Consider the following 26,483-nt stretch of genomic DNA (forward strand, 5'->3'; position numbering starts at 1 on the left):
TCTGAATGTTAATTTGTTTACGTATTAGTTTGGATCGTATCCCCATTTCAAATAAACCGCTCCCCAGGTAAATCCCCCGCCGAATGCCGCAAGAATCAGGTTATCGCCTTTTTTCAGGCGTGATTCGTAATCCCAAAGGCACAATGGAAGGGTGCCAGCCGTAGTATTGCCGTATTTTTCGATATTCAACATTACTTTTTCCGGACCGATACCCATGCGGTTTGCCGTGGCATCGATGATTCGCTTGTTGGCCTGGTGCGGAACCAACCAGGCAATATCTGCACCTTCCAGGTGGTTTCTTGCCATGATTTGGGCACTCACATCCGCCATTTTCGTGACAGCAAACTTAAAGACAGTGGACCCTTCCTGAAATACGTAATGCTCCCTGTTTTTTACCGTTTCCAGGGTGGCGGGTTTTCGGCTTCCGCCAGCCCGCATGTGAAGAAAATCCGCACCGGATCCGTCGGTATGCAACAAGGAATCCATCACCCCCAGCGGCTCTTCGGTAGGTTCCAAAAGCACCGCACCCCCCCCGTCGCCGAAGATGATGCAGGTGGTACGGTCCTCGTAATTGACGATGGACGACATCTTATCCGCGCCAATCACGATTACTTTTTTATGAGCACCGGTTTCGATAAACTGGCTGGCGATAGTCAATGCATACAAAAATCCCGAGCATGCTGCCGAGATGTCAAAACTATAACTCTTCGTTGCCCCCACATTATGGGCCACGATATTGGCAGTGGCGGGGAATAGCATGTCTGGCGTCACTGTCGCACAAATAATCAAATCAATGTCCTCCGGATTGGTATTGGTTTTCGCGAGCAGCCCTTTTACCGCCTCCGTACCAATCACAGAAGTGCCCTGATTTTCACCTTTAAGTATCCTTCGTTCTTTGATTCCGGTCCTGCTGGTGATCCACTCATCGTTGGTATCGACCATGGTTTCCAATTCTTTGTTATCCAGTACGTACTCCGGCACCCAGCCATGGACGCCCGTAATTACAGCTCTTTTTTTCATTTAATGTGTTCTTGTATCAAAAAGGAATCGGGCAGGACTGTCGTTCGTTTGTTTTGTTCCAACAGTTTATTTCGGCAAATTCCGGTTTTTTTTACTGTTTTTTAAGGGTTGGCCTTCACAGTTTTAAATTAAGAATCCCAAAATTATTTAAAATGTGCTTGTCCACCAAAGATTTTATGGATATGTGGAAAATAAATGAAAACGGGCGCACCGGATTTACCCGCCAAAAGGCATTTCGTTGTATTTTTCCCTTTATTTGACTAAATTAAGTCACTTACCCTGAAACCCAAAGAATATCATGAAAATCAACGTCAATGCTACTGAATACACCGTGGACGTGCAAGGCAACCCCAGCCTGCTGGAAGTACTCCGGGAACAATTGGATCTTACGGGGACCAAATACGGTTGCGGAGAAGCTGCGTGTGGAGCTTGTAAGGTGCTGGTGAATGGAACCCCTACTCCGGCATGCATCACCCCCGTAACCAGCGTTCAGGGCAAACGCATACGGACCATTGAGGGACTGGATGCGGATGGACGGTTGCATCCGGTGCAGGAGGCTTTTTTGGAGGAAGACGTATTTCAATGTGGCTATTGTGCTCCGGGGATGATCATGACGGCCGTGGCACTCGTGGAAAGCAAAAAATCTCTGGACGAGCAGGAGCTATTGGACGGCATGAACGGAAATATCTGCCGGTGCTGCACCTATCCGGCCATCCTGAATGCATTAAAGAAACTAACCCAAAACACCACCAAGGCATGAAAGATACCTGCAATACATCAATCAACCACTACCGTAGAAAGTCATTGCCTGGCCGCGGGCTTAGCCGAAGAAATTTTTTCAAATACATGGGGGCCGGCATCGCCACTTACTTTGTGTGGACCGACTACTTGGCGTCAGAAAGCCTCTCCCGGCTTTCGGAAACCGGTATGCCGGCAGCCCCCGATACGCTATCTTCCTGGATTCACGTATCGGCAACCGGTGCCATCACGGTTTTTACCGGTAAGGTGGAAGTTGGGCAAAATATTCGTACCTCCCTGACACAAGTGGTGGCAGAAGAGCTTTTCGTACCGATCTCCACAATTAGCCTGATTATGGGAGATACCGCCCGAACCCCTTACGACCGGGGAACCTACGGCAGCCTGACCACCCCACAGATGGCGCCAATTCTCCGAAAGGCCGCCGCAAGTTTGCGGGAGATCCTGCTTCAGGAGGCGCGGAAGGAGTGGAAACTGGGTGAAGTCGAACTAAAGCTGGAAAAAGGTTCCGTAAAGCACCCCACAAATGGAAAACAATTGGGCTACGGTAGCCTGGCAAACGCCAAACAGCTGCTACTTCCAATGAATGAAAACGTACGGACCATCGATCCCACAAAATGGACCGTGGCGGGCACCCCTGTAAAAAAAATAAATGGAGTGGATTTTGTTCGCGGCAAGCATCGCTATGTTTCGGACATGGTGGTACCGGATATGCTTTACGGAAAAGTGCTCCGCCCCCCGGCTTATGGAGCAAAGCTGATTCGTGCCAATGTCGATGCCGCTGCCACTATACCTGGGGTTCGGGTAGTGCAGCAAGGAGATTTTATCGGCGTCGTTGCCAAAAATTCCCGAACTGCGGCCATGGCCCTTGCGACGATAGAAGCCGAATGGGAACGTTCCCCTCAGGTAGCAGGCGCCGCGTTATTTGACCATTTGAAGCGCACGGGAGAACCAGGAAATGCGGTACCCTCCGAAATCACAGCTGCCTACGAATTCGCCTCCCTGAAGCTGGAACAAGAATTTAAAATAGACTATATCGCACATGTACCCCTGGAGCCCAGGGCGGGCCTGGCTCGGTGGAAGGACGGTTCTCTGGAAGTGTGGACCGGTACGCAGCGACCCTTTGGCGTACAGGAAGAGTTGGAACGGGCTTTTTCCATTCCCAAGGAAAAAATCCGGGTTTACATGCCCGATACGGGCTCTGGGTACGGAGGAAAGCATACCGGTGAAGCGGGAATAGAAGCCGCTATGCTCGCCAAGGCGGTAGGCAAACCAGTAAAGGTTACCTGGACCAGGGAAGAAGAATTTAAGTGGGCGTATTTCCGGCCGGCGGGATTGATACAGGTGAGGGCAGCGGTGGACGGCAGCCGCCTTTCCTCTTGGGAGTTTCACAATTACAATTCGGGAGGAGCAGGCATCAACTCCCCGTACCTTGGTGCCACGAAATACGAGCAATACCACCGCTCCGATTCGCCCTTGCGGCAAGGATCTTACCGGGCCTTGGCTTCTACGGCCAATATTTTCGCCATGGAATCCACCATCAACGACCTTGCCCAAATGGTTCGGGCCGACCCCATGGAATTTCGACTGAAAAACCTGCAAGACGAACGCCTAAAATCCGTCATCAAAACAGCCGGACAGGCCTTTGACTGGAACCGGGAAAAACCGGCATCTAACCACGGGTTTGGTATGGCATGCGGTGCGGTAAAAGGCGGGTTTGTTGCTACCTTTGCCGAGGTGGCGGTAGATCCAAATACACGGGAACTGCGGGTTATTTCTGCCGTAACGGCCTTCGAGTGTGGGGCAATTCTCAATCCGCGACACCTGGAAAGCCAGGTCACCGGATGCGTTTTGCAAGGCCTGGGTGGAGCGCTTTTCGAAGCCGTGGAATTTGACGACGGAAATGTATCCAATGCGTTTCTGTCTTCGTACCGGGTGCCCCGTTTCAAGGATATTCCCCAAACAAAAGTACTGCTGGTTAACCGAAAAGACCTTCCATCATCTGGTGCCGGAGAGGCGCCTATTGTCTGCATCGCTCCAGCCATTCGGAATGCCATTGACGATGCTGTGGGTGTAAAACTCTACCGGCTTCCCATGGTGCCTTCCGGACGGGTGCCGAACGCCTGAATGTCCCAGGGGTATTAATCGATCTTGGAACGGTATCGTCTCTTTGTTTAGAGAATGTATTGGGACAAATCCCGGTTTTTTACCAGTGAACTGAGTCTTTCCTGCACCATCTCTTTGGTAATCATGATCTTGCTATTCGGTCCGATACTATCGGGTACGTCGAAAAGAAAATCGTTTAACAGGTGGCTCATGACGGTATGAAGCCTGCGCGCCCCAATGTTCTCCACTTCTTCGTTGATGCTAAACGCGAGAGCTGCAATTTCTTGAATGGCCTCGTCGGTGTATTCCAAGTAGACCTGTTCTGCTTCAAACAAGGCCTGGTATTGTTTGGTCAGCGCATTTTTGGGCTCTTTTAAGATGCGGTAGAAATCATCCTGTGTCAGGCTGGATAGCTCCACCCGAATCGGAAACCTTCCTTGCAATTCAGGAATGAGATCTGAAGGCTTACTCACGTGAAAGGCACCGGCAGCGATAAACAGTACGTGATCGGTGTGCACCAGTCCGTATTTGGTATTCACAGCACTGCCCTCCACGATGGGCAACAAATCTCGTTGGACACCCTCCCGGCTGACGTCGGGTCCACCACCGGACTTTCGGGATCCGGAGGCTATTTTGTCAATCTCGTCGATGAAAATGATACCATTATTTTCCGCCAGCCGGATGGCCTGCTCCTTCACCTCATCGAAATCGATCAATTTGGAAGCCTCTTCTTCCATCAGGATTTTTCGCGCTTCTCCGATGCTCACTTTTCGTTTTTTGGTCCGTTTGGGCATCATGTTGCTGAGCATGTCCTGCAGGCCCGCCATGCTGGCTTCATCCATCATGCCGTTGCCGATCATTCCGATTCCCGAAGGGGCAGACTGCTTGACATTGATTTCGATTTTTCGGGTTTCCAATTCGCCGTTTTTCAATTTCTCACGAAATCGTTCGCGGGTCCGTTCGTTTAATTCCTGCTCTGAAGCCTGATCAGGGTTGAAATTTTCTTTGGTTACCGTGCCCGTAAATCCCGTCCCCTTGACGGGCGGAATCAGTATGTCCAGCAGCATGTCTTCGACAATCAGGGCTGCTTTTTCCTTTACTTCTTCGTTTTTTGATTCTTTTACCAAATTGATGGCATGCTCGACCAGATCCCGAACCATGGATTCAACATCACGGCCCACATACCCCACTTCCGTAAATTTCGAGGCTTCCACTTTTGTAAAAGGGGCATTGGCAATTTTTGCCAGTCTGCGCGCAATCTCGGTTTTGCCTACCCCGGTGGAACCAATCATAAGGATGTTGTTTGGAACGATGTCTTTTTGCAGGTCAGACTTGACCATGAGTCGTCGGATCCTGTTTCTCAGCGCAATGGCAACGTTTCTTTTTGCATCTGTCTGTCCAATGATGTATTTATCCAGTTCCGCAACAATCTGCTTCGGTGTCAAATGGTTCATGTCGTTTGTTTTTTAGTTGGATCCGGCTTTGTTGGCATCGGTGTCAAAGGTAAACTTGACCGGATGATCCACTGTTTCGGGAAGAAGTGCGATATCCAACACCTCGCTTACGTGATCGACAAAATGGAAGGTGACCCCTTTCAGGTAACTTTCATCGATTTCTTCGATGTCCCGCTGGTTTCGTTTGCAAAGCAAAACGTCTTTGATGCCGGCGCGTTTTGCCGCCAGGATCTTTTCCTTAATCCCGCCTACAGGCATTACTTTTCCCCGTAGCGTTATTTCGCCCGTCATCGCTAACTTGGATTTCACCTTGCGCTGGGTGTAGACCGACGCAATGGCGGTCAGCATGGTGATACCAGCCGAGGGACCATCTTTTGGCACGGCACCGGCAGGTACGTGGATGTGCAAATCGTACTGATCAAATACCCGGTGATCGATGTTCAGCGTGTCGGCCTGGGATTTAAGGTAGGAGATGGCCGTCATGGCCGACTCTTTCATTATATCTCCCAATTGGCCGGAAAGCGTCAATTTGCCTTTTCCCCGGCTTATACTCGCTTCTATAAACAGAATTTCTCCGCCTACGGAGGTCCAGGCCAGACCTGTAACCACACCGGCAAGTGAATTGTCCTGATAAATTTCTTTATCAAAGATCTCTCCTCCCAGGATTTTCCGAACCATCTGTGGGGTGATCTTTTTCTGGTACGGTTCTTCCATTGCAATGGATTTGGCGATGTTGCGCACCAACTTTCCTATTTGTCGTTCCAGTGTTCGAACGCCGGATTCACGGGTATAGTCTTCGATAATTTTGACGAGGGCCGCGTTCGAAAAGGAAATGTCCCTGGCTTTTAGCCCATGCTCCTTTCGTTGTTTGGGGACCAGGTGTTTTTTGGCAATTTCTACTTTTTCTTCCAGGGTGTAGCCGGTCACTTCGATGATCTCCATCCGGTCTCGGAGCGCAGGCTGCAAGGTTTCCAGCGTGTTGGCCGTTGCTATAAATAGCACTTTGGACAGATCGTATTCCACATCCAGGAAATTATCCACAAAGGCATTGTTCTGCTCCGGGTCCAATACCTCCAAAAAGGCCGAGGATGGATCGCCTCGGAAATCGGAACTCAATTTGTCGATTTCATCCAAAACGAAAACCGGGTTGGATGATTTGCCCTTTTTCATGTTTTGAATGATTTTTCCAGGCATGGCTCCTACATAGGTCTTGCGGTGCCCGCGGATTTCTGCCTCATCATGCAATCCCCCCAGGGACATCCGCACGTACTTTCTCCCCAATGCTTTGGCAATCGACTTGCCCAGGGAAGTCTTCCCCACACCGGGAGGGCCGTAAAGGCAAAGAATGGGGCCTTTGAGGTCGTTTTTTAGTTTTAATACGGCCAGGTATTCGATGATTCGTTCTTTCACCTTGTCCAGGCCCGAATGATCCCGGTCCAGGATTCTTTTGGCCCGTTTCAGATCAAAGTTATCCGACGTAAACTCGTTCCATGGGAGCTCTACCAATACCTCGGCATAGTTGAGCGAAATGGGGTATTCTGCCGCGGCCGGATTCATCCGCAGGATTTTATCCAGCTCTTTTTCAAATTGTACGGCCACTTCTTTGGGCCACTTTTTCTTTTTACCCTTCGCGCGCAGCTCTTCTACCTCTTTTTCCGGTCCTTCTTCGCCCAGTTCGGTTTGCAGGACTTTCATTTGCTGCCGGAGAAAATAGTCCCGCTGCTGCTGATCGATATCTGTATGGACTTTTTTCTGAATCTCACTTTTGAGCTCCAACATTTGGATGTCCTTCATCATGAATTCCAGCAAGAGCGTGGCCCGATCGATGCCATCGTTGATCTCCAGCAGGCGTTGTTTGGATTCTACCGGAGCGTTGATGTTGGATGAAAGAAAATGCGTTAGAAAAGGCGTGCTGTCGATGTTGTCCAAGGCTACCTGCGCCTCACGGGGAATTTCCGGGTTTAGTTGCAAAATTTTGAAGGCCGCTTCTTTCAGGGATTGTTCCAGCGCTTCGATTTTTTCGCTGTTTTGCGGAAAGGTTTCTTCCAGATACCGCACATTTGCCTGAAAATAGGGGTCTTCCGAGAGTTCACTCTCGATTTCAAACCGTTTTTTTCCTTGAATGATGATGGTCGTATTGCCATCGGGCAATACAATCATTTTTATAATCTTCGCCAATGTACCGACATGGTAAATGTCCTCCCAGGAAGGATCCTCCATGTTGGGGTTTTTCTGGGCGCACACCCCAATCAGCTTATCGCCTTTTTGGGCTTTTTTTACGAGTTTGATGGAGCGTTGTCGGCCTACCGTGATTGGGATGACCACGCCTGGGAACAGTACGGTGTTTCGTACGGATAAAATCGAAATTTCTTTGGAAAGATCTTCCTCCGTTAATGTGCCTTCGTCCTCGTCGTCAGTAATCAGTTGTATCAGATCCCCTTCGCCAGAATAATCGCCCAATATTAATGAATGATATAGTTGATTGTCGTTATTGTTCATACAGACATAATGACAGACAGTCTGTCACGTTATTTTTTTAATATACAAAAAAACTCCCTTCTTCCGGAGATACGAATAAAATGTCCAAGGCGTATGCCAAGTTGCTTTGCGGATCAAATTGTCAGGCAACCCTTGGCTCCAGCCAAAATACAACCGGACTAAAACTAAACGCTTTTCCAGTCACATTCGTCAGGTTCCGGTAAACAACTTTAGGATATCGTTGCCAATGGCAAACACCATGATCGCCAGCAGTAAGACCATGCCCACTTTTTGCGCATTTTCTAAAAAGCGATCGGAAGGACTTCTACCGGATACCATCTCGTACAATAAAAACATGACGTGACCCCCATCCAGTGCCGGTATCGGAAGCAAATTCATGAACGCCAAAATCATGGAAATGAGCCCGGTGATGGACCAAAACTTTGTCCAGTCCCAGGTGGAGCCATAAAATTTCGCCATGCCTATCGGTCCGCTTACGTTTTTAGCCGAAACCTCTCCGGTAAACATTTTCCCCATTGCCCGGGCGTTGATGATGACCACACTGAAGGCCCTTTCTGTCCCTATTGGGATTGCCTGCGCAAAGGAGTATTTCTTTTTTACCGGTTCGAGAAGGTTTTCTGCCGCGATGCCAATCGTGCCTTCCTCGCTGACTGCTACTTGAGCGATGAGCTCCTGTTGGTCGCGCTCCAGCGTGAGTGCCACTTCCCCACCTTTGTGCTCCTCCAGGGCGGCCTGCAACTCATCAAAGTAATAAATATCGGTGTCATTTACTGCCAGAATTTTGTCCCCGGCCTTTACACCGGCATTTTTAGCGGTACCATCCGGCATGACATCCAATACGGCAAATGGAAACCGGATTTGGATGAAGTTAGACATGCTTTCTTCGTTGGAAAAGGAATTGATAAATCCGCGGGGTATGGATATTTTCATGCGCTCCCCATTGCGTTCGATGGTGTAATAGCCATCGGAGCTGAGCAGGGCGTCTCCACTGCTGATGTCGTTCAACGACTCGTAGGGGATACCGTTGATATCCAAAATTTTGTCCCCTTTTTGCAGGCCGATTTGCTCGCCGATATCATAAGCTACAATCCCGTGTTCGATCACCTGATCGCGGGAATAATAGGTTTCGCCATTATTGTAGACCAGAAAGACGAAGACAATGACGCCAGTCACGACGTTTACAATAATGCCCGCCAACATGACGATCAATCGTTGCCAGGCAGGTTTGGATCGAAATTCCCAGGGTTGGGGTTCAGACGCCATTTGTTCGGCATCCAGGGATTCGTCCACCATTCCAGATATTTTTACAAAGCCTCCCAGAGGAATGGCTCCTATCGAATATTCGGTCCCTTTCCATTGAAAGCCGGCAATTTTTGGTGGAAAGCCGATGGAAAACTTTTCCACACGCATCCCAAACAGCTTTGCTGCCAGTAAATGCCCCATTTCGTGCAGCCCTACCAAAATTGACAAGCCCAGTAGCAGTTGTGCTACCATTATTAATGTATCCATTCCTTAAAATCTACTGATGATTTCCTCTGATAATTTTCTAGTTTCCTTATCGGTTTGGATGAGGTCATCCAAACTTGGCGTCTTAATAAAACCAATTTTCTCCATAGTCTGTTCAATCAGGTCAGACATTTCCAGAAACTTAATTCGGTCCTGCAAAAATGCTGCCACTGCCATTTCGTTGGCAGCATTGAGTGAACAAGCGGTATTTCCTCCTTTTTCCAATGCATTGTAAGCCAGTCTGAGGTTTCGGAATGTCTCCTCATCGGCCTGCTCAAACTCCAGATTGGGATAGTTTGCGAAGTCAAACCTTGGGAAAGATGATTTGATACGGTCGGGGTAGGACAATGCAAATTGTATAGGGATACGCATATCCGGCAGTCCAAGTTGCGCTTTCATCGATCCGTCTTCAAATTGTACCAGGGAGTGAATGATGGATTGGGGATGAACAACCACCTCAATTTGGTTGGTTTCAAGCCCAAACAACCATTTGGCTTCAATTACCTCCAAACCTTTGTTCATTAGAGAAGCAGAATCAATGGTGATTTTGGCACCCATGTCCCAATTGGGATGTTTTAGGGCTTGTTCTTTGGTCACTCCTGCCAGAAAAGACCGGTCTTTACCCCGGAACGGGCCGCCAGAAGCGGTAAGGATTATTTTTTCGATCGGGTTATGAAATTCCCCCACCAGGCATTGGAAGATGGCAGAGTGTTCCGAGTCTACCGGATAAATGTTGACGGCCTTTTCCCTGGCCAGACGGGTGACCAGATCTCCAGCCACCACCATGGTCTCTTTGTTGGCCAGCGCGATGGGCTTTCCGGCGGCAATCGCCCGTAACGTAGGAATGAGGCCGGCATAGCCTACCAGGGCCGTCAATACGATATCAATGGAGTCCATTTCCACAATGGATGCAATGGCATCTTGTCCGGTGTATACTTTGATGGGGTAGGCCGAGAGGCGTTGTGTTACCTCCTGATACAAGCCTTCGTTTCCAATCACCACCGCATTGGGCTGGAACTGAATGGCCTGCTCAATGAGTAGCTCTTTATTGTTTTGTGCGGTTAATACCTCGGCCTGAAATTTTTCGGGGTGTTGTTGGATGACTTCCAAGGCCTGGGTACCAATGCTTCCTGTGGAACCCAGGATAGCGACTCGTTTAATTGTAGACATGGGGTTTTCTTACTTTAGTCAAAAAGTGTGCTGCTGTATCCGGCAGCTTCAGTCGAAACTACTGACAAATTTACAAGGTAAAAACAGTTTTCCCTGTTTTTTTTGTGCTTTTTACAGAATCTCTTTTTTTGGCATAAAATTAGGATACGAAAAGGGGTAGCGTTCTTACGATAGTTCGTGCTAATTTATGTTAAAATCCCAACGTAAACGGGGAACCTTTCCGTTTAATCCATTTAACACCAATTGTGGAGTCATGCAAAGAAGCTATTTTGTTGTTGCCATCATTTCCTTTGTAGGAGGAATCCTAGGTGCCTGGTCTTATTCCAGCCTGATGCAAGACCGCAGCGCAATCGTTCCGAACCAGGAGTGGAACGAAAACCTCGGATACCGTACCTCCCGCATGGAGGAAAATCGGGAAAAACTTTCGGAAACAACTGTCCAAAACCCGCCGAGCGTTCCGGACTCCTTCGTGGAGGCCTCGGAGAAGAGTACCGGATCGGTGGTATTTATCAAAAATTTTTCGGGACAGGACTCCCGGCGGTATAGTATTTTTGATTATTTCTTCAGGCAGGGGGTGCCCCAGCAAACGGTAAGTACCGGATCAGGCGTGATTTTTTCCGAAGACGGCTACATCATCACCAACAATCACGTCGTGGAGCGGGCCGAAACCATCGAAGTTGTTCACAAAAAGCGAACGTATAAGGCCAGTCTAATTGGCTCGGATGCCAACACCGATATCGCCGTTTTGAAAATTGAAGCACGTGGGCTTCCCGCAATAAAGATCGGTAGCAGCCGATCCCTTCAAATCGGTGAGTGGGTGCTGGCAGTAGGGAATCCGTTTAATCTCACCTCCACCGTTACCGCTGGCATTGTTTCGGCGAAAGAAAGGCAGATCAACATTATGGGAGGGGAATTTCCCCTGGAGTCATTTATTCAAACGGACGCCCCCATCAACCCTGGAAATTCTGGCGGTGCGCTGGTCAACGATCGGGGGGAATTGGTCGGAATCAATACCGCCATCTTAAGCCGCACGGGTTCCTACACCGGGTATGGGTTTGCCGTCCCGGTAGATATCGCGACCAAGATTGCCAACGATTTGATTCAGTACGGAGAAGTGCAGAAAGCCATTCCAGGACTGGAAGTAAACGAGATAACTCCCGAATTGGCGGAGGAAATGGGATTAAAATCCCTGGATGGCGTGGTGGTCTCGCACGTCATCCGAAGTGGTGCGGCGGAAAAATCAGGCATGCGGGTAGAAGATGTCATTGTTAACATTGACGGTAACCGTATTTCCGGGAAGGGGAGTTTCGAAGAAGCTCTTTCCTATTATTACCCGGGGGATAAAATAACGGTGGATTACCTGAGGGACAATGTACTCCGGACATCCGAACTGACTCTGCAAAACCTGCTCGGAGGAACTGGCGTAATCAAACGTTCGTTTTACTCTTCTCCGCTGTTAGGGGCAAAGCTTGAAGCCATCAATGCCATCGAGATGGATCGATTTGATTTGGATTATGGGGTAAAAATTTCCACCATGACGAGGGGATACCTCCGAGACCTGGGTTTGGGCGAGGGATTTATTTTGACACATATCAACGAAACCCCCGCAACGGACCCGGAGGAGGTCGGGCGATTTCTTGAAGATTACAGCGGTAGATTGGTACTCGAAGGCAGAACGCCCGGTGGGCAACCGTTCATTCAATCCTACAGCGTTCAGTAGCAGAATACTGAATTTTCTACTCGTCTCCGTCGGAAGAAATTACTCGTATCGGTTGATCGGGCTTGGGGTAGGCCAACCGTGCCAGTTTTTGGCCGAGGTGGTATGAATCCAGTCCAGATACGGTTACGGTCCCCAACGCCTGAAGATCGATAAAACCGTCTTCTCCCAGGGCGTTTTCCTGTACGTAGACGTGTTCGATGTTGGCGATTATTAAAACCGTATTATTCACCGACAGGCGTACTTGTTCTTCCATCGTGCAGCCCACCTGCAGGGGACTTCCAGCGACGTATGGAGCCGGAAACCCGTCTTTGTATTCTTCCTTGAGTCCGGTCGCTTTAAACTCGGAATTAGGCCAGCGAGCACCGCAATGGTGCGCCTCTTTGTAAAAACTCTCCGTGACGTGGTTTAGGGTAAAGTCTCCATTGTGGACAATATTTCCAAGTGAGTGCCGCTCGCCTGTAGGGGGACGGAAAAGTACGCCTACTAGTGGTGGGCTGGCACCTATGTGGAAAACCTGGGAAAAGGGGGCCAGATTTGTTTCCCCTGTTTCCTCGTTGAAGGTTCCGATAAGGTTTAAACTCTTGTACCCGCTCAAGCAATTGACAAAATCTCGCCTGAAGTTCTTATCGGCGTCAAGAATGGCTTTTTTGGAAAAATGCTTCATTAGGTTAAGATAGCTTCTTCGATCGTGTCGCAATAGCTGATATCCAGGTTTTCGATAATATTGCCCGGATTGTTTTCAATTATTTGTTTTTTCGCGATCATCACCATCTTTTCAAACCATTTCTCTGCGGGAAGTATTTTGCGATGAACCGTGATGCCTTGAAAGTACATCTCTTTTTTCCAGTCCAGGAAATACCATTCCATGCTCGGCTGATGAAAGGCACGAAGCGCACGTTTGTCAAAAATAAATTTGTAAAAAGAACCGTTTTTCACCAGTGCGGATATTTTGTGAAACGTGTCCTTAAAGTCTTCTATTGGTACGTAATCCACCAACAATTCGCAAATGATTATTCCACGGGATTCATCGACAAATACCTTGGCATATCTCCCTTCGAAAGACAGGTCAAAGTTTTCCATCGCTGATTTGTTTAGGGTGTCGTTCATGGTAACCTTTGTTTACATCAAATACCTGTTAATTTACGGAATACTTACCTAATAGATTTAGTGAAAAGAGCTTTTTCTTTGTTTTTTCTCGTTTTCTACTTCTTCTTTGAAATTCCCCAGGTCTTCTTCCAGCTTAATGGCGTAGTCAATCGTTGTTCTCATTAATTCCTGTTGGGCCTCTATTTGTTCTTTTAATCGGGAAAGCTCGCGGTTCATGTCAGCGAGTTTCTCCTCGTAGGCTTTTCGCAATCGCTCTTTCTCAAGCTGAGCTTTTTTCAGCTCCGCTTTAAAGATCAAGAATGATTCAGGTGGGGTCCTCATACGTTTACTAATTTTATTCAGGGACAATACCCTTATCTATCTACACTTTGTTCAACCTAAATGTTGCAAAAATACAACCCTTTCACCGGATACTCGACATTCCTCCGTCTATTTTTAGCACCTGTCCGGTGATCCAGGAAGAGCTATCGGATAATAAAAAGTGGATGGCCGCTGCAATATCATCGACTGTCCCGAAGCGTCCCAGCGGATGCCGTTTCCCGGCCGCCTCTTTCTTTTCTGGTGTGGAAAGCAAGACTTGTGCAAGTGGTGTATCCGTGAGTGAGGGAGCCACGGCATTTACCCGGATGCCGTTCGAAGCCCATTCCGCTGCCAAAGATCGGGTTAGACCCTCGACTGCCCCTTTGGCCCCGGCAATGGAAGAATGAAATCCCAATCCAGTTTGTACCGCAACCGTACTTACCAGCACGACAGAAGCTCCAGAGGATTTTTTGAGCGGACGCTGAAGCGCCTGCAACACCTTGATTGCTCCCAGGTAATTGATTTCGAGGTCATTTCTGAAATCGTCCAGACCGAATCGGTGAAAGGGTTTTAGTTGTATGGTACCGGGACAATAAAGTACTCCGTGGACAACTTCGGGTATGCCTTCAATTTCTGTAAAGTCTGAACGCACGTCCAATTTTTGACTGCCTTCCTGAGAACGGGAGTAGGTAAATACCTCTGCCCCGGCCGCCTGCAGTATCTCTTTTACCTGCGCTCCGATTCCACTGTTTCCACCAATGATTACTATATTTTTGTCCTTCATAAGTTTTTCCTCCTTTACCTTAGTATAATGAATAAAACATCAAATTGTTTGCCAGTACAAGCCCTTTAAAAAAATCTCCCATCAAAACCGATTGATGGGAGACACAATTACTCCGGTTGGGAAACGAGCCAGAATACACCTTATTCGTTCGATTACCGGGGAAGTTCCAGGTATTTGAGAAATTCGTTTCGTTTTTGTGCCGAATGTTCAAACTGTCCGCTGTAAAACGACGTGACGGTACTGCTGCTGGTGTCCCGGACACCCCTGCTTGACACACACATGTGGTCGGCATCCAAAATAACGGCCACATCTTCGGTGCCCAATGCAGCTTTTAACTCGTTTCCAATTTGCACGGTCAACCGTTCCTGTACTTGCGGTCGCTTGGCATAGTATTGAACGATGCGATTAATTTTGGATAAACCAATGACGTGCCCATTAGAAATATACGCCACGTGCGCTTTTCCGTAGATTGGGACAAAATGGTGCTCGCAATGAGAGTAGAACGTGATGTCTTTTTCGACCAACATTTCGCTGTAACGAAACTTATTCTCAAAAAGCTTGGCGTCCGGTTTGTTTCTAGGATCCAAACCACTAAAAACCTCCTTCACAAACATCTTTGCGACCCGTTTCGGTGTTCCTTTCAGGCTGTCGTCTGTCAGGTCCAAACCCAAAATGTACATGATCTCCTTAAAATGTTTTTCAATCAGCTCCATTTTCAGGTCATCATCCATCTCAAATGCGTCCTCCCGAAGGGGGGTGTCGTGAGAGGACGCCATGTGCTCGTCGCCCAATTCCTCTATGGTCTGATTGAGATCAATTCCCGCTGAATTCAACAAAGTTTCTTTCTGTTTCATATAATCGAACTGTTAAGTCGTATTTTTTTTCAATTTTATTTCTCAAAATATGCCAAATAACCACAGCAATGTTTTCCGCAGTTGGGTTAAGATTTTTAAATTCATCCGTATCTAAATTTAGGTTTTTGTGATCAAACTTATCGGTGACATGCGCTCGGATCAGATCTTTCAGCAATTTCATGTCGTATACATACCCGGTATCCGGATCAACCGGACCCGAGACCTTTACAATCAAATCGTAATTATGCCCGTGGTAATTGGGATTGTTGCATTTTCCGAAAACCTCCTGATTTTTATCATCCGACCAGGCTGGATTGTGCAGTCGGTGGGCGGCATTGAAGTGTTCTTTTCGGTAGATTGATAATTTCATAGTTTCTCTAACCGGATTATCCGTTTATTTGTTCACTTTATTTTTGCAAAAACTCAACAAAATAACCTGCAAAGCACACCTTCACCAGCGGAACAATTCCTCGGAAAAAGGCATACCCTTCGTTCCAGTGAGTTCATTGCCAAGCCAAAGAACACCTGAATAAGGCGGTTGGGTTCAAAATACTATAAATTATCAGCCAATGGGAAAAAAACTAAAAAAATGAACGCAAATTAAATTATTTTTCAATCCGGACTGTTATTCCAACCAGTGGGCAGGGGATCTCGTGGCACCATGCCTGAACCAGTTTTAGTGAATATGAGGAAAAAACTAGTCGTTTGTTTGTTTTTGATCGCCAGTCCGGTACTTTCTTTCGGCGACGCTCACCTGGTTCAGCCGGGTCCAACGTCTGTTGAGCCGATGGAACGATCGGTCACGGAAAAGAACCTGGAATTGCTTGAACGCATCTGGGAGAATGTACGGCAGGATGCGGGCTCCCTCCGAAAGGAAGTTTTACAACGTGCCCTCAGTGGTTACCACCTGTTGGCAGAGAAGGGTATGTTGGCGGAGGGGAAACCCCTCACGCTGGTCGATTTCGATCTTCCCTCAACAGAAAAACGCTTATGGATCATCGACATGGAAGCCAAAACCCTGAAGCATGCCTCGTTGGTGGCGCATGGACGGAATTCCGGGGATTTGCTTGCGACCAATTTTTCGAATACGCCCGATAGTTACATGAGCAGCCTGGGTTTTTACTTGACCGGAGAAAAATACATCGGTAAACATGGGGTCTCCTTGCGGCTGGACGGGCTGGAAAAAGGTATCAACGACAAAGCCAGAGCCAGGGCCATTGTCATCCATTCGGCAGATTATGCCACCGAAGAGTTTGTTGCGAGCTACGGTCGATTGGGAAGGAGTCTGGGTTGTCCGGCACTTCCTCACGAAAACTTCGAAGGGGTGATTGCGTTGATTCAAGACAAAAGCTGCCTGTACATTCATGCCGACCAGCCTTTTTACCAGGAAAAATCAATTTTCGCTGCGGAGGCGGCCTTCGAGCAGGGGTTGGCGCAGCAAGTGCAATAGTTCCGTATCTCGGTTGTAAATATCCTTGCGCACGTTGTCACGGCCATTGGAATCTGTCCAAATGGTCAGATAAAGTATAATGACAGGTATTTTCCTGTTCAACATCACAACCTGTTCGTTTTTTTGTTGCATAGCGCTTCGAATGCGTTCATCTGTCCATAGCGGCCGGTCTTTTAACAACAATTGGGCTAATTCAAACGGTTTTTGGATGCGAATACAGCCGGAACTCAGGGCCCGGTCTTCCCGGTAAAACAATTCCCGTGACGGCGTATCGTGGATGTATACGTCGTATTGGTTGGGAAACATAAACTTGACGGAACCGAGTGAGTTGGCAGGTCCCGGGTCCTGTCGGATAAGGTAGGGAAAATTGCTTCCCGTCATGTCATCCCATTTTATTTCGTCGGGGTTAATTTCCCTTCCGGAATGGTCCAGAATCCGCATATTTTTTTGCGAAAGATACGCGTTGTTTTTTCGTACCGAAGGCAACACGTCGTTTTTCAAGATGGTAGGAGGGATGGTCCAGGTGGGGCTAAAGACCAGGTAGCTCATAGCAGCGTTGAATACCGGTGTCTTCCGGTAGGTTTTTCCAACAATGGCATTTGAGTGGAGCAGGGTGTCCTGCTCACTGATAAAATCCATGGAATACCCGGCAATATTGACCAGGATAAACTCCTGCAGCGTGGTGTCCGGAAGCCAGCGAAGGCGTTCCATGTTTACTGCTAGCTTGTTCATTAGGATTTCGGCGCTCTGATTGAGTGCCTCCAGGGTGCCCCTCCCGATGACCCCATCTGCCTGGAGGCCATTTCTTCGCTGAAAGTTTTTTACGCCCATGGCCAGGATACTGTCGTACAAGTCATCCCGACCGGTTGCTACCGGATGCATTTCCAGGTCTTTCCAAAAAATCAATTTTTCCCGAACGGTCGGAATCTGAGAATATCGTTGGCCGATTTCCAAGGGTTTTTCGGTGGTAGGTATGGGCTCGTTTTGGTCCGTATATTCCCTGGCCAACGCTGCATATTTTTTCATGGAAGTACGCATTCTGTCGTAAATAGGGAATTTTGGACGCAGACTAAAGAGTTCCTCGCGTACCTTTTTGGTAGCCAGGGCACGGTTTAATTTTTCCAGCACCCGTGGTTCGTGTCTCTTGGTTTGAATGTTCCAAACGCCCTTTACGTGTTCGGGATGAATTTTTCCCTGGTACAAGTGGTGGGCATACCCGATGAAGGCATCGCTTAACAGAACATCGAGTAGGGCAAGCTCCCGCTCTCTGAGTAGTCCGGTGTCGAAAAAACGGGCAATTAGTTCACTGATCGGCAAAAGGTGATAATCTTCCGGAAGTAACCCATCAAAACCTGCCTGCCCGATAAGTTGCCACAACTCTAGTGCTTCGCAGGTAGGCTCCTGCTGGGCAGACCAGGCCGGTGCGAAGGCCCTCTCCGAATAAAATGTGAGTAGGTGGGATTTGGCGTGTATCGGAGAATGCCCAAAAATTGTGTTTGTTTGTGTTTCGTCTCGTTCCAGGATTGACCGTATTTCCGAGGCGGTGCCGGCATTATTCGGTAGGGCTAAAACGGATGCGTGCGCCACCGTCAGGCAGGCCACCAGGAAAGGTAGGCGGAATCGGAGGCGAAAAGAGGCATTCATACGGCGGGAAAATTCCGGTACCGGTTGCCGGTGTCCCAGGCATCTTTTATCATGCCCAGGAATGCATCCATTTTTGCGAGGGGAATCATGTTTGGTCCGTCACTCAGGGCTTTAGCAGGTTCCGGATGGGTCTCGATAAAAAATCCGTCTACGCCGGCTGCAGCCGCTGCCCGCGCAAGGTAGGGCGCCATTTGCCGCTGTCCCCCACTGCTACCCTGGTTGGCACCGGGTTGCTGTACGCTGTGCGTGACATCAAACACCACGGGGGCGAATTGACGCATGATGGGTAATGCGCGCATGTCTACCACCAGGTTGTGATAGCCCAGAGAAAACCCCCTTTCGGTCAGGCACACATTGAGGTTACCGGTACTGCGGATTTTATCCACGGCAAACTGCATGTCTTCCGGAGCCATGAATTGACCTCTTTTTATCTTGATGGCCTTTCCGGATTTTCCGGCTGCCAGCAAAAGGTCTGTTTGCCGGCACAAAAATGCCGGTATCTGTATCACGTCTACCACAGCTGCGACGGCTTCAACCTGATAACTTTCGTGTACATCCGTTACCAGGGGTAGGTGTAGGGCTTCTCCCACCTCCTGCAGTACCTTTATCGACTGATCGAAACCAATCCCCCGGAATGAGCTTCCGGAGGTGCGATTGGCCTTGTCAAAAGAAGCTTTAAAAACGTAGTCAAAACCATGCTTCTGTGCGTAGGATTTGACCTTGCTGCCAATTTCGAGACAGATCTCTTTGCTTTCCACGGCGCAGGGGCCGGAAAACAAAACAGGCCGGTCGGTTCCTAGTGTTACGGACGCGCCGATGCGCATGGTATGTGTGGGGCTACTCATTGTTTGTTGGGTTGGTGCCGGTAGGGTCTAGCCGGGAGTTTTCGGAAAGGAGGCCGGGCAGTTTGCCCTGCGCATACAAAATAAGGTCTGCCACTTCTCGAAAGACGCCTTTCCCTCCCCCTTTTCTGCACACGTAGTCTACCTTGTCCAGGATATACGGCATGGCATCTGAGGGGGCAGCAGAGAAACCCACCCGTTGCAGCAGGTCCAGGTCTATCAAATCGTCTCCAATGTAGGCGACTTCGGCTGGCAGGATGCCTTTGTCGGATAGAATTTCGGATAGCGCCCCCCATTTGTCTGTTAGTCCGTGTCGGTGAAAGTCCACGTTCATTTGCTCACACCTTATTTTGGATACAGCTACATCGCGGCCCGAAAGTACGCCTACCTGTATGGTTGCATCCCGCAGGTACCGAAGGATTTGGCCGTCTTTTACCTGAAAGGACTTGTATTCCATGCCGTTGTTATCCAGAATAATGCCCCCGTCGGTCAATACGCCGTCCAGGTCTGTGACCAGCATCCGGATGGGTTTTGCACGGTCAAGGAGTTCGTTTGGAATATGGCTGAAATAACGCATTATCGTTTGTTTTTCCATTGTATGGAGTAAAGATCCAATCTTCGCTGTGCCAAATTTCGTACGCTTCCCGCTTTTCGTAGTTTCGTCAGCAAATCCAGATCCACGTCTGCCACGATGGTCGTTTCGGTATTGAGCGAGGCTTCCGCAATGATCGCATCGTGCGGAAACGAAAAGTCGGAGGGCGAATAAATGGCAGCCTGGGAATGCTGTATGTCCATGTTTTCAACCCGTGGAAGATTACCAACGGAGCCGGTTATGGCCACGTAGCACTCGTTTTCGATGGCCCGGGATTTGGCGCAGGTGCTTACCCGAAGGTAGGCATTTTTTGTATCCGTCCAAAAAGGGACAAAGAGGATATCCATCTCCTTTTCCGCCAAAATCCGGCTGAGCTCTGGGAATTCCACATCGTAGCAGATCAATATGCCAACCTTTCCGGCATCGGTATCGAATACCTTGATTCCATTCCCTCCTTGTAAGCCCCAGTACGACTGCTCATCCGGGGTGATGTGCAGTTTGTATTGCTTGTCCATGGTACCGTCCCTTCTGCAGAGGTAGCTCACGTTTCGGAGTTTTTTCCCGTCGTATTCCGGCATGCTACCAGCGATGATATTCACGTTGTAGGAGAGTGCCAGGTCGCGCATGCGGTTGACAATTTCTTCGGTGTAATCTGCGAGGTTTCGGATGGCTTCGGACGCGTCCATTTTGTTGAACTCCGCCAGCAAGGGTGCATTGAAAAATTCTGGAAACAAGCAGAAATCCGATTTGTAATCGGAGACCGTATCCACAAAAAACTCTACCTGCTGCATGAGGTCATCTACGTCGGTAAACCGCCTCATCTTCCATTGTACCAGGCCCAGGCGTACGATCGTTTTTTTGTTGCCAATCAGCTTTTCGTCCTTCTCGTAATAGATGTTGATCCATTCCAAAAGGGTGGCATAGGCCCTGGAATCCGTATCTTCCGGAAGGTATTTGGTGATCACTTTCCGAACGTGAAATTCATTGGCCAGCTGAAACGATAAGACCGGGTCAAAAATTTCCTTGTTTTTTACCAGTTCGATGTACTTTCGCGGAGACATTTGATCTGCGTATTTGCTGTACCCGGGAATTCTGCCCCCTGCAATGATGGACCGCAAATTCAGGTTTTCACAGAGTTCCTTTCTGGCATCGTAGAGTCTTCTTCCCAGCCGCAGTCCACGGTACTCCTTATCTACAAAAACGTCCGTTCCGTACAAGGTGTCACCTTCCTCATCGTGGGTATCGAATTTCCCGAAGCCCGTGATTTGATCGTAGCTGTGATTATCTCCATATTTGGCATAGTCTACGATGAGGCTGAGCGCTACGGCCACTACTTTCCCATTGTCCTCCAGGCAAATCTGTCCTTCGGGGAAGGCATTCAGTTGGTTCTTGAATTCTTCCTTGGTCCAGGTCATGCCCTGGGTCTTATAAGCCGAAACCATGATTTCCCGGATATCATTAAAATCGGAATGCTTGATGTTCCTAAGTTTTAGACGATGTTCAAGTTCTTCTTTTTGCTTGCTCATACCATTATTTTAATCACAAATTTACCTAAATTGGTGGCTATTGGTGTAGGACACGGGGATTTTATCCCGCTTTTTTCCAGCAAAAAAGGTACCGGACTGTTCGGTAGGTCTGCATCCCTACAGGTGCAAATTTACCACATAGCGGAAAAAAGTGAGCGAATCAGACACCTGCGTAACCTTTTCCGGTGGGCAGGGCAGGATGTAGCAAGAGATGTAAACGGGAGACGAATGAAAGAAATTATAGAAGATATCAAGAACGGGGATTTTTGGGCTTTTTTAGAGCATTTTGATGAATTTTGGAATTTTAAGCTGCTCATGCTTGGTGAAACCAGGCTGACGGTGGGTTTATTTATCGGGCTTACTCTTTCCATCGTTTTCCTATTTATCATTTCCGAAATCACCCGGAAATTTTTGGCGAATAAGGTATTGGTGCGGTACAATCTGGATGTGGGAATCCGGCAGTCCATTGCTACCATTTTTAAATACGTATTGATCATTTTCGGCCTGGTGACCATCCTGCAAAATAGCAACGTCGATTTGAGCGCTCTGGGCATACTTGCAGGAGCCATTGGTGTTGGTATCGGTTTTGGTCTCCAAAACATTACCAATAATTTTATCAGTGGATTGATCATTCTCGTCGAACGACCCATCAAGGTGGGCGATCGAATTGAGGTGGACGATGTGTACGGAGATGTGATCAAAATATCCGCCAGGTCCACCATGGTGCTTACCAACGACAACATTTCCATTATCCTGCCCAATAGTCAGTTTATTGATAACCCCGTCATCAACTGGTCGCACAACGACCGGAATATTCGGTTCAATATACCCGTGGGGGTGTCCTACAAGGAGGATCCCAATAAAATCAAGCGAATCCTGCTGGAGGTAGTAAAGGCCAATCCCGGTGTACTCAGCTATCCCGAACCAGACGTGCTTTTTGAGCAATACAATGACAGCAGCATTGATTTCAACCTTAGGGTCTGGACTTCGGAGTACATCAATAAACCGAAAGTGCTAAAAAGCCAGCTATACTATGCGATTTTCGCTAAATTCCGAGAGGAAATGGTGGAGATTCCCTTTCCGCAGCGGGACCTTCATATCCGTTCCGGCCTGGAAAAATTTACCTCATCCTAATTTTTTTTATTTTAGGCATTTCCTGTATCTTTAGAGCGTTAATGGTCAGTTGGTTAAACGAGGGGAATCAGGCCTGCTTTATTTATGAAGAGAATCTTATTTTTTTTGGTAGTTTTTTTACTTGCCTTTTCCAACGATAGTTTTTCCCAAAGCATGTATCGCTTTCGATTTGAAGAACCCTGGTCGTTCTCACTTCAAGCGGGTCCTTCTCAGTATTTCGGTGACCTGTATGCGTTGTGGCAATACAGTGAAGGGATTCAACCCGACTACAATGCGGCCTTTAGTGCCCGGTACACCTTTGGTACCAATCTCAAAGCAAGGGCAGATGTCTCGTATTATCAAATTTCCGGGCAAGATGTAAAAGCAGACCCCCGGAGCGGCCGGATTCCCAGAGATTTGAACTTCAGGAGCAGAAACTGGGAAGCAGCCTTTTTGGTCGAATACTATTACAAGCCGGTAAAGGTCTATAACATTACCCGCGAGTTTATTAACCCGTACGTATTTTTCGGCGTCGGGGCCACGACCAACAATCCGAAAACCCTGTATCGGGATCAATGGGTGGACTTACGGCCTTTGCGGACCGAAAATGAGCTGTATTCGGATGTGGTTATGGTGTTCCCCATGGGCTTGGGTTTGAAATACAAGGTAAATGTATACATGGATTTTTTTATCGAGGGCAATTACCGGTTTACCCTCTCGGACTACCTGGACGATATTAGTACGTTCAATATATCCGGTTATTACGAAGAGCTAATTGCCGATTACGTTTCGGGCGAAAACCCGGATCGGCTTCGCTTGTCGGTCAGGCAGCCCCGGTACCTGCTTCCCAATGGTGAACCCAATGTGGAATTGATTCGCAATCGGCGAGGGGCCCCGCGGAGAGGTAGTGGAGATCCCCGACTTGATGAGCCAGGGGCCAGATACGACGGCTATTTTACGTTAAACTTCGGTGCCGAGATTTATTTTTCGCAAGATATTTGGGACAACTGGATTTTTAGAAACAGGGGGCGGGGATTTAGGTTCTGGTAACGTTCTCCCAATTGGCTTGCCATCAAAGGTGTTCATTTTGCACATCCCGGGGTGCTTTCGAAACGAATACGGATAATTTTTTTTAATTTTGAAATTGAATCATTCAAAAAAAACTGACCAAAACAGCAAATGTCTGAGTATAATTTTCGCACCATAGAAAAAAAATGGCAGGACCGATGGGAGCAGAGCGGGATTTTCCATGCACGTCTGGATCCCGGCAAACCCAAATTTTATTCCCTGGACATGTTCCCTTACCCCTCCGGAGCGGGATTGCATGTGGGGCATCCGCTGGGATACATCGCCTCCGATATCGTGACACGCTACAAACGACTCAAAGGATTCAATGTGCTGCATCCCATGGGGTACGATTCCTTTGGACTTCCGGCGGAGCAATACGCCATACAGACCGGGCAGCACCCTGCGATAACCACGGAGGAAAACATCAGACGTTACACGGAACAACTCAAGAATATCGGGTTTGCCTTTGATTGGGAAAAGGAGGTGCGTACTTCGGACCCGGAATACTACCGCTGGACCCAATGGATTTTTATGCAGCTGTTTGACAGCTATTACGATTTGGATGCCGACAAGGCCCTGCCCATCGCGCACCTGGTTTCGCTTTTCGAAAAAGAAGGAAGCCGGGGAGTACGGGCGGTTTGCGACGAAGACCCGACGCCGTTTACCGCGGATGACTGGCTGGCATTTTCCGAATCGGAGAAACAGCGGCTTTTGCTGCAGTACCGGCTTACTTTCCTGGCGGAGACTACTGTCAACTGGTGTTCCGCGCTAGGTACGGTACTGTCCAATGACGAAGTGAAAGACGGGTTTTCCGAAAGAGGCGGTCATCCGGTAGAACGAAAACGAATGATGCAGTGGAGCATGCGTATCACCGCTTACGCGGAGCGATTGCTGAAAGGCCTGAATTCATTGGATTGGCCGGAGCCGGTAAAGGAAATGCAACGAAACTGGATCGGCAGGTCGGTAGGTGCGGAGATGGTATTTGCGATCGAAGGAATCGAGGAAACCATTAAGGTATTTACGACCCGAATCGATACCATCTACGGGGTTACCTACCTCGCATTGGCCCCCGAACACGAATTGGTGGAACAGCTGATCACCGAAGATCAGCGGGAGGAAGCGGAGCAATATGTAGCGCAAGCCAAAAACCGGTCCGAGCGAGATCGAATGGCCGATGTCAAAACCATTTCGGGAGCCTTTACCGGTAGCTACGCCACCAACCCGTTTAACGGAGAACGGATTCCCATTTGGATTGCGGATTACGTACTGGCAGGCTACGGTACTGGAGCAGTGATGGCAGTCCCTGCTCATGACGAACGCGACTACAATTTTGCGAGACATTTCGATCTGGAGATACGACAGGTAATCGAAGGGAGTATGGAAAACGGATCGTTTCCGGGCAAGGGAGGTACCCTCATTAATTCCGGGTTTATCTCCGGCATGGTTATGCAGGATGCCATGGACAAGGCCATCGCTTTTCTTGAAGAGAAGGGAATCGGAAAGGGAAAAATCCAATACAAAATGCGGGATGCCATTTTTACGCGACAGCGCTACTGGGGCGAGCCCCTGCCCGTTTATTTTAAAGAGGGTCTGCCCTACCTGATTGACGAGAAGGACCTCCCACTGCGCCTGCCTGAGGTAGATAAATACCTGCCTACCGAAGACGGTGCGCCTCCGCTCGGAAGAGCCCGGGATTGGTCCTATACCACTCCGGAGGGAACGTTTCCGCTAGAGATGAGTACCATGCCGGGTTGGGCAGGGTCCAGCTGGTATTTCTTTCGGTACATGGATCCAACCAACGAAAAGGAATTTGTCAGCAAGGAAGCGGCAGCCTATTGGGGTGCGGTGGACTTGTATATTGGAGGTGCCGAACATGCAACGGGTCACCTGCTTTATTCCCGATTCTGGACCAAATTCCTCTTTGACAGGGGCTGGGTGCCGATCGAGGAGCCTTTTGGTAAAATGATCAATCAGGGAATGATACAGGGCCGGTCCAACTTTGTCTACCGAAAGAAAGGTACCAATACGTTTGTAAGTCATGGTTTGCTTGACAAATACGAGGTGATCTCCATGCACGTGGAGGTGGGGATGGTACACAACGATCAGCTGGATACGGAGGCGTTTAGAAACTGGAGACCCGATCTGGCAGATGCCGGGTTTGTTCTGGAGGAAGGAAAGTACGTCTGTGGCGCAGAAGTAGAAAAAATGTCCAAGTCCAAATACAATGTGGTCAATCCGGACGACGTGATCGAACAGTATGGGGCGGATACGCTACGTTTGTACGAAATGTTTCTTGGGCCATTGGAACAGTTTAAGCCCTGGAACACCAACGGCATAGACGGGGTGTTCAAATTCCTGAAAAAGCTTTGGAGGCTCTTTTACGATGCGAAGGGAAACTGGCAGGTATCGGATCAAAAGCCCGAGATGGCGGCGTTAAAGGTCCTGCATAAGACCATTCGTAAGGTGGAGGAAGATATCGAACGGCATTCCTTCAATACCTCGGTATCTTCGTTCATGATTTGTGTCAATGAATTATCGGCCTTGAAGTGCCACCAACGGTCCGTTCTGGAGCCCCTACTGGTAATCCTTTCTCCTTACGCGCCACACATTGCAGAGGAACTTTGGGAAAGGCTGGGCCACGATCAATCCATTCTCCAACAGCGTTATCCAACAGCCGAGGACAAGTACCTGGTGGAATCCAGTCACGAGTACCCGGTCTCGATAAATGGTAAGATGCGTGTAAAATTGAGCTTACCGAGCGACCTTTCGCGGGAAGAAATCGAGGAAGCTGCGCTGGCTCACGAGGACCTGCAAAAATGGATCGAGGGAAAGATACCTAAGAAGATCATTGTTGTTCCGGGTAAGATTGTAAACATAGTCATTTAGCAAAAGGAAATTAGCCCCGGGAAGATTATCCGGGGTCTCTTTTTTCATTTCGGTGACTTTGGACAGGGAATGCCCGGGAATCGTGG

The 26,483-nt window shown here is 48.6% G+C and carries 22 protein-coding genes; 7 read left to right on the forward strand and 15 right to left on the reverse strand.

The window, feature by feature from the left end; all coding sequences use genetic code 11:
- Nucleotides 1-24 precede the first annotated feature (24 nt).
- Nucleotides 25-1,020, reverse strand: coding sequence for a beta-ketoacyl-ACP synthase III (locus tag BMW71_RS11650; protein ID WP_092173911.1), 996 nt, complete (start codon nt 1,018-1,020; stop codon nt 25-27).
- A gap of 298 nt (nt 1,021-1,318) precedes the next feature.
- Here BMW71_RS11650 and BMW71_RS11660 point away from each other — a divergent pair, with 298 nt between their 5' ends.
- Complete coding sequence (locus BMW71_RS11660; protein ID WP_092173916.1) at nt 1,319-1,780, forward strand: (2Fe-2S)-binding protein; 462 nt, start codon at nt 1,319-1,321, stop codon at nt 1,778-1,780.
- Nucleotides 1,777-3,903, forward strand: a complete 2,127-nt coding sequence (locus BMW71_RS11665) for a xanthine dehydrogenase family protein molybdopterin-binding subunit (protein WP_092173919.1) — start codon at nt 1,777-1,779, stop codon at nt 3,901-3,903. The genes BMW71_RS11660 and BMW71_RS11665 overlap by 4 nt, the downstream gene beginning before the upstream one ends.
- A gap of 47 nt (nt 3,904-3,950) precedes the next feature.
- On the opposite strand, the gene hslU is transcribed toward BMW71_RS11665, so the two are convergent.
- From hslU to BMW71_RS11685, 4 genes are all read right to left on the reverse strand, one after another.
- Nucleotides 3,951-5,336, reverse strand: a complete 1,386-nt coding sequence (gene hslU / locus BMW71_RS11670; protein WP_092173921.1) for an ATP-dependent protease ATPase subunit HslU — start codon at nt 5,334-5,336, stop codon at nt 3,951-3,953.
- Between the two features lie 12 nt (nt 5,337-5,348).
- Nucleotides 5,349-7,835 carry an endopeptidase La gene (gene lon / locus BMW71_RS11675; RefSeq protein WP_092173924.1) on the reverse strand — a complete coding sequence of 829 codons (2,487 nt, stop codon included), beginning with the start codon at nt 7,833-7,835 and terminating at the stop codon, nt 5,349-5,351.
- 189 nt (nt 7,836-8,024) lie between these two features.
- Entirely contained in the window at nt 8,025-9,344 is a 1,320-nt protein-coding gene (gene rseP / locus BMW71_RS11680; RefSeq protein ID WP_092173926.1) for an RIP metalloprotease RseP, read from the reverse strand.
- A gap of 3 nt (nt 9,345-9,347) precedes the next feature.
- Nucleotides 9,348-10,511, reverse strand: coding sequence for a 1-deoxy-D-xylulose-5-phosphate reductoisomerase (locus BMW71_RS11685; RefSeq protein WP_092173929.1), 1,164 nt, complete (start codon nt 10,509-10,511; stop codon nt 9,348-9,350).
- Between the two features lie 253 nt (nt 10,512-10,764).
- On the opposite strand from BMW71_RS11685, the gene BMW71_RS11690 reads away from it, so the two are divergent.
- Nucleotides 10,765-12,231, forward strand: coding sequence for a S1C family serine protease (locus BMW71_RS11690; RefSeq protein ID WP_092173932.1), 1,467 nt, complete (start codon nt 10,765-10,767; stop codon nt 12,229-12,231).
- Between the two features lie 16 nt (nt 12,232-12,247).
- Here BMW71_RS11690 and BMW71_RS11695 read toward each other — a convergent pair whose 3' ends face one another.
- From BMW71_RS11695 to BMW71_RS11720, 6 genes are all read right to left on the reverse strand, one after another.
- Complete coding sequence (locus tag BMW71_RS11695; protein ID WP_092173935.1) at nt 12,248-12,895, reverse strand: flavin reductase family protein; 648 nt, start codon at nt 12,893-12,895, stop codon at nt 12,248-12,250.
- A complete protein-coding gene (locus tag BMW71_RS11700) occupies nt 12,895-13,338 on the reverse strand; it encodes a hypothetical protein (protein ID WP_241684875.1) in 444 nt (147 codons plus the stop codon). Before BMW71_RS11700 ends, BMW71_RS11695 begins: the two co-directional genes overlap by 1 nt.
- A gap of 57 nt (nt 13,339-13,395) precedes the next feature.
- Nucleotides 13,396-13,659, reverse strand: a complete 264-nt coding sequence (locus BMW71_RS11705; protein WP_092173938.1) for a hypothetical protein — start codon at nt 13,657-13,659, stop codon at nt 13,396-13,398.
- A gap of 82 nt (nt 13,660-13,741) precedes the next feature.
- The gene (locus tag BMW71_RS11710; protein WP_092173940.1) at nt 13,742-14,422 is read right to left on the reverse strand and encodes an SDR family NAD(P)-dependent oxidoreductase; all 681 of its coding nucleotides are present in this window, start codon (nt 14,420-14,422) and stop codon (nt 13,742-13,744) included.
- Between the two features lie 152 nt (nt 14,423-14,574).
- Complete coding sequence (gene folE, locus BMW71_RS11715; protein ID WP_092173943.1) at nt 14,575-15,276, reverse strand: GTP cyclohydrolase I FolE; 702 nt, start codon at nt 15,274-15,276, stop codon at nt 14,575-14,577.
- Nucleotides 15,236-15,646 (reverse strand): 6-pyruvoyl trahydropterin synthase family protein, encoded by a 411-nt coding sequence (locus tag BMW71_RS11720; RefSeq protein WP_092173945.1) that lies wholly within the window; start codon nt 15,644-15,646, stop codon nt 15,236-15,238. Before BMW71_RS11720 ends, folE begins: the two co-directional genes overlap by 41 nt.
- Before the next feature lie 315 nt (nt 15,647-15,961).
- Here BMW71_RS11720 and BMW71_RS11725 point away from each other — a divergent pair, with 315 nt between their 5' ends.
- The gene (locus BMW71_RS11725) at nt 15,962-16,726 is read left to right on the forward strand and encodes a murein L,D-transpeptidase catalytic domain family protein (protein WP_092173948.1); all 765 of its coding nucleotides are present in this window, start codon (nt 15,962-15,964) and stop codon (nt 16,724-16,726) included.
- Here the strand turns inward: BMW71_RS11725 and BMW71_RS11730 are convergent.
- Genes BMW71_RS11730 through BMW71_RS11745 form a run of 4 tightly spaced genes read right to left on the reverse strand, consistent with a single transcriptional unit; the run spans nt 16,670 to nt 21,330 of the window.
- Nucleotides 16,670-18,370 (reverse strand): L,D-transpeptidase family protein, encoded by a 1,701-nt coding sequence (locus BMW71_RS11730; protein ID WP_092173951.1) that lies wholly within the window; start codon nt 18,368-18,370, stop codon nt 16,670-16,672. The two genes, BMW71_RS11725 and BMW71_RS11730, sit on opposite strands and share 57 nt — an antisense overlap.
- Nucleotides 18,367-19,215, reverse strand: coding sequence for a 3-deoxy-8-phosphooctulonate synthase (gene kdsA, locus BMW71_RS11735; RefSeq protein ID WP_092173953.1), 849 nt, complete (start codon nt 19,213-19,215; stop codon nt 18,367-18,369). Before kdsA ends, BMW71_RS11730 begins: the two co-directional genes overlap by 4 nt.
- Nucleotides 19,208-19,789 (reverse strand): KdsC family phosphatase, encoded by a 582-nt coding sequence (locus BMW71_RS11740; RefSeq protein WP_092174858.1) that lies wholly within the window; start codon nt 19,787-19,789, stop codon nt 19,208-19,210. Before BMW71_RS11740 ends, kdsA begins: the two co-directional genes overlap by 8 nt.
- Nucleotides 19,789-21,330, reverse strand: coding sequence for a GNAT family N-acetyltransferase (locus BMW71_RS11745; protein ID WP_092173956.1), 1,542 nt, complete (start codon nt 21,328-21,330; stop codon nt 19,789-19,791). The genes BMW71_RS11740 and BMW71_RS11745 overlap by 1 nt, the downstream gene beginning before the upstream one ends.
- A gap of 228 nt (nt 21,331-21,558) precedes the next feature.
- Here BMW71_RS11745 and BMW71_RS11750 point away from each other — a divergent pair, with 228 nt between their 5' ends.
- The 3 genes from BMW71_RS11750 to leuS all read left to right on the forward strand — a co-directional run bounded on the left by BMW71_RS11750 (nt 21,559) and on the right by leuS (nt 26,397).
- The gene (locus BMW71_RS11750; protein WP_092174861.1) at nt 21,559-22,464 is read left to right on the forward strand and encodes a mechanosensitive ion channel family protein; all 906 of its coding nucleotides are present in this window, start codon (nt 21,559-21,561) and stop codon (nt 22,462-22,464) included.
- Between the two features lie 84 nt (nt 22,465-22,548).
- Nucleotides 22,549-23,493, forward strand: coding sequence for a hypothetical protein (locus BMW71_RS11755; protein ID WP_092173959.1), 945 nt, complete (start codon nt 22,549-22,551; stop codon nt 23,491-23,493).
- Nucleotides 23,494-23,622: 129 nt separating this feature from the next.
- Nucleotides 23,623-26,397, forward strand: coding sequence for a leucine--tRNA ligase (leuS, locus tag BMW71_RS11760; protein WP_092173961.1), 2,775 nt, complete (start codon nt 23,623-23,625; stop codon nt 26,395-26,397).
- The last annotated feature ends 86 nt before the right edge of the window (nt 26,398-26,483 follow it).

The organism is Cyclobacterium xiamenense (genome assembly GCF_900109255.1).
Classification (GTDB): domain Bacteria; phylum Bacteroidota; class Bacteroidia; order Cytophagales; family Cyclobacteriaceae; genus Cyclobacterium; species Cyclobacterium xiamenense.